Origin of the sequence: Luteimonas aestuarii (assembly GCF_004357985.1) — a bacterium.
GTDB lineage: Bacteria > Pseudomonadota > Gammaproteobacteria > Xanthomonadales > Xanthomonadaceae > Luteimonas > Luteimonas aestuarii.
The window spans coordinates 1-3,420 of sequence record NZ_SMTF01000032.1; the positions used below are offsets into that span (position 1 = coordinate 1).

Sequence of the window (3,420 nt, forward strand, 5' to 3'; positions counted from 1 at the left end):
GTGCGGAACGCAGCGAAAGTGCTACCGAAGATCACCGACGCAAATGCCCTTGCTCCACCACCGCATAACGCCTGAATTAAGCCGCGCCGCGAAGCGGCGTCGGCTTGAATGAATTGTTATGCGGCAAAGTACCAGAAAGCCAGACAACTGGGCGCGGGAGCGCACGCCAGCCACTACCCGAAGCCGCTTGTCCCGTCCGAAAGCCGGTCACTACGGGCGCACCCCAACGAACCGTCCGCGATCCAAAGGCAATGGCGTGCCGCCTGGATACTTGCTGGTGTATGGAACCAACCGGCACGCCTGTCCGGTGACACGAACCAACCGAAGCAAAGCCCACGACACCAGGGCGCGCCCAAGCGACAGGGCAAGGCAACTTGCCGAAGGGCGAGATGCGAACAGCAGCGGCAGAACAGGAAGCTGGCAGCATGTCAGTCAGTCCGTTGCGACGACACTACGTGGAACATCGCTCTACAGCCGCATAACGCCTGAATTAAGCCGCGCCGCGAAGCGGCGTCGGCTTGAATGAATTGTTAGCGCCCAGCTGCTGTAGCCGAGGGGAACGCTTTGCAAGAAAGTGTGTGCACCATGCAACCGGTGCGCCAAACATCAAAAACATGCCACCGTAGCTGGAGCCAAATGCGAGCAGTACTAAGCCCGGGACGATGCCGAGAACTGTAGCAGTGAAGTAGCTGGCGCGGCTGAAGTACATGGTGAGCGCGTATGCCGGTGCCCCATATAGCAGAACTGGCAATACGCCGATCATGAGCGCGAACATGGCCATGAAAAGACCGAAAGACCAGCCGACTGCAAAGTGCGAAAAGCCTGTGTCAGGGGAGAGCAGGCCGAAAAGTCCAAAGCCAAGCCCGCTGAAAATTGCACCGAGAAGAAGACCGCCCAGGGCCGCCGGGGCAGAATAGACAACGAGCCATGCGTATCTCTTCATGGGCGCTAACGCCTGAGTTAAGCCGTGCCGCGAAGCGGCATCGGCTTGAACGAATTGTTATGCGATGGTGGCCCGAATACCGGGATGAAACCGAGCCCGAAACCACGACACCGCGTGCCAGGCCAAGCATGCCACAGGTCGCCGGTGCAGGCTTGCCCGAAAGACCGCCGGGCACGGGCTGACCGAAGCCCGCCGGGAATGATTGCGCCACGACAGTGAGTTGCGCTTTGGCGGAGCAGGCACATGGCCGATAGCGGTGCGAGCAATGCATGCGGCCCGGAGCCTGTGCGGAATGCAGCGAAAGTGCTACCGAAGAACACCGACGCAAATGCCCTTGCTCCACCACCGCATAACGCGTGAATTAAGCCGCGCCGCGAAGCGGCGTCGGCTTGAATGAATTGTTAGGTGCCACTGCGCGGTCTTGCACGAAATGCCTCCGTCCACATTCTGGTGCGTGGATTGAGTATGCCAGCAGCAATTTGCATGTCACCAAGCTCAACTAGGCGTTTCTCGATAGAGCGGCGAGTATGGTCAGTCTTGGCTGAAAGACCGGCTTGGTCAGCGATAGAACCAGGACCGCCCCATAGCTCGTTCGATTGCAGGTACGTGCGCAATAATTCCTCGGATCCGGTTGCAGCGGCCTGAATAGGGGCAACAATCTCCACGGGCTCGCAGCTCCTGACTAGCTCCAAGATACGTCTTAGTTGGCGGCGAAAATTTTCCAAGTGGCACCTAACGCCTGAATTAAGCCGTGCCGCGAAGCGGCATCGGCTTGAATGAACTGTTAGGGCTGCGGACCCGTGGACCCAACCCCGGTTGGAGGAACTGTACGACAAAGCGGCCGGGGGCACAGGCTTGCCCCGCAACCTGGCGGGAACCCCGTTGCGGTGCACAACTCCGTGAGCCAACGGCTTGCGCCACGAACCATCGGAAATCGAGGTGCTGTGCACAACGCTGGAGCGCGAAGCTTGCGCCGATAGCGCTCAGGACCGAAGCCCGAACATGACGTCAACGACCTGCACGCCCTAACGCCTGAATTAAGCCGCGCCGCGAAGCGGCGTCGGCTTGAATGAACTGTTATGCGGCAAAGTACCAGAAACCCAACCAATCGGGCGCGGGAGCGCATGCCGGCCACCTGCCGAAGCCGCTTGTCCCGTCCGAAAGCCGGTCAGTACGGGCGCACCCCGACGACCTGTCCGCGACCCGAAGCCGATGGCGTGCCGCCAGGATACTTGCTGGTGTGCGGAACCAACCGGCCCGCCCGTCCGATCGCACGAACCAACCGAAGTGAAGCCCACGACACCAGGGCGCGCCCACGCGACAGGGCAAGGTAACTTGCCGAAGGGTGAGAAGCGAAAAGCAGCGGCAGAACAGGAAGCTGGCAGCATGTCAGTCAGTCCGTTGCGACGACACTACGTGGAACATCGCTCTACAGCCGCATAACGCCTGAATTAAGCCGCGCCGCGAAGCGGCGTCGGCTTGAATGAACTGTTATGCGGCAAAGTACCAGAAACCCAGCCAACCGGGCGCGGGAGCGCACGCCGGCCACCTGCCGAAGCCGCTTGTCCCGTCCGAAAGCCGGTCAGCACGGGCGCACCCCAACGAACCGTCCGCGACCCGAAGCCGATGGCGTGCCGCCCGGAGACTTGCTGGTGTGTGGAACCAACCGGCACGCCCGTCCGACCGCACGAACCAACCGAAGCAAAGCCCACGGCACCAGGGCGCACCCACAGGGCAGGGCAAGGGAATTTGCCGAAGGGTGAGAAGCGAACAGCAGCGGCAGAACAGGAAGCTGGCAGCATGTCAGTCAATCCGTTGCGACGACACTACTTGGTACAACGCTCCACAGCCGCATAACGCCTGAATTAAGCCGCGCCGCGAAGCGGCGTCGGCTTGAATGAATTGTTAGCCGTTGGTAGCTGCATACATATCTGCAGCTGCCGCAAAGCCGCCGTTCTCTGTGTCAAGAAGCTCGAAAAATAAATCATCTATGTCAGTGAATGGCTCATAGTCTTCGTCGCCAGAAGCTTCCCATGCAGCATCAAGTGCCTCTTGTCGCTCATTACGTTCTCTTGGGTATGGTGAGTCGAAGAAGGCCATTGCTTGTTCAATTGCAGCCGCACTCTGGGGCATGCCAAGTGCACGAAACGCCACTACCGCTTCTGGGGCGAGTACGCCTGTGCTGTTGGAAAAGTACTGATTGAAGCCACCATTACGCACCTCGGACTGAGTCCAATGCGCAGCGAACAAAATGCGCGATGCCTCTGGTGATGCGTTGTACTGTCTGAGAAATATATCTCCACCATCATAGATAGAGACCTTCTCCCAGATGGGATCCACCAAATCCCAATAGCTCATGAATCTATCTCCAACGGCTAACGCCTGAGTTAAGCCGTGCCGCGAAGCGGCATCGGCTTGAACGAATTGTTATGCGATGGTGGTCGGGAAGCTGGGGCCCACCCGAGCCCAGAACCACG

Annotated in this window: 2 protein-coding genes; both read right to left on the reverse strand. The window is 59.5% G+C overall.

Annotation, left to right across the window (positions count from 1 at the left end):
- Window positions 1-490: 490 nt before the first annotated feature.
- Window positions 491-943 (reverse strand): hypothetical protein, encoded by a 453-nt coding sequence (locus tag E2F46_RS17320; RefSeq protein ID WP_133323833.1) that lies wholly within the window; start codon window positions 941-943, stop codon window positions 491-493.
- A 1,905-nt stretch (window positions 944-2,848) separates the two neighbouring features.
- Complete coding sequence (locus E2F46_RS17325; RefSeq protein WP_133323834.1) at window positions 2,849-3,301, reverse strand: DMP19 family protein; 453 nt, start codon at window positions 3,299-3,301, stop codon at window positions 2,849-2,851.
- Window positions 3,302-3,420 lie beyond the last annotated feature (119 nt).

Coding starts and splice junctions, on each gene's coding strand:
- E2F46_RS17320 (WP_133323833.1), bottom strand. CDS start 943: ATGAAGAGATACGCATGGCTCGTTGTCTATTCTGCCCCGGCGGCCCTG.
- E2F46_RS17325 (WP_133323834.1), bottom strand. CDS start 3,301: ATGAGCTATTGGGATTTGGTGGATCCCATCTGGGAGAAGGTCTCTATC.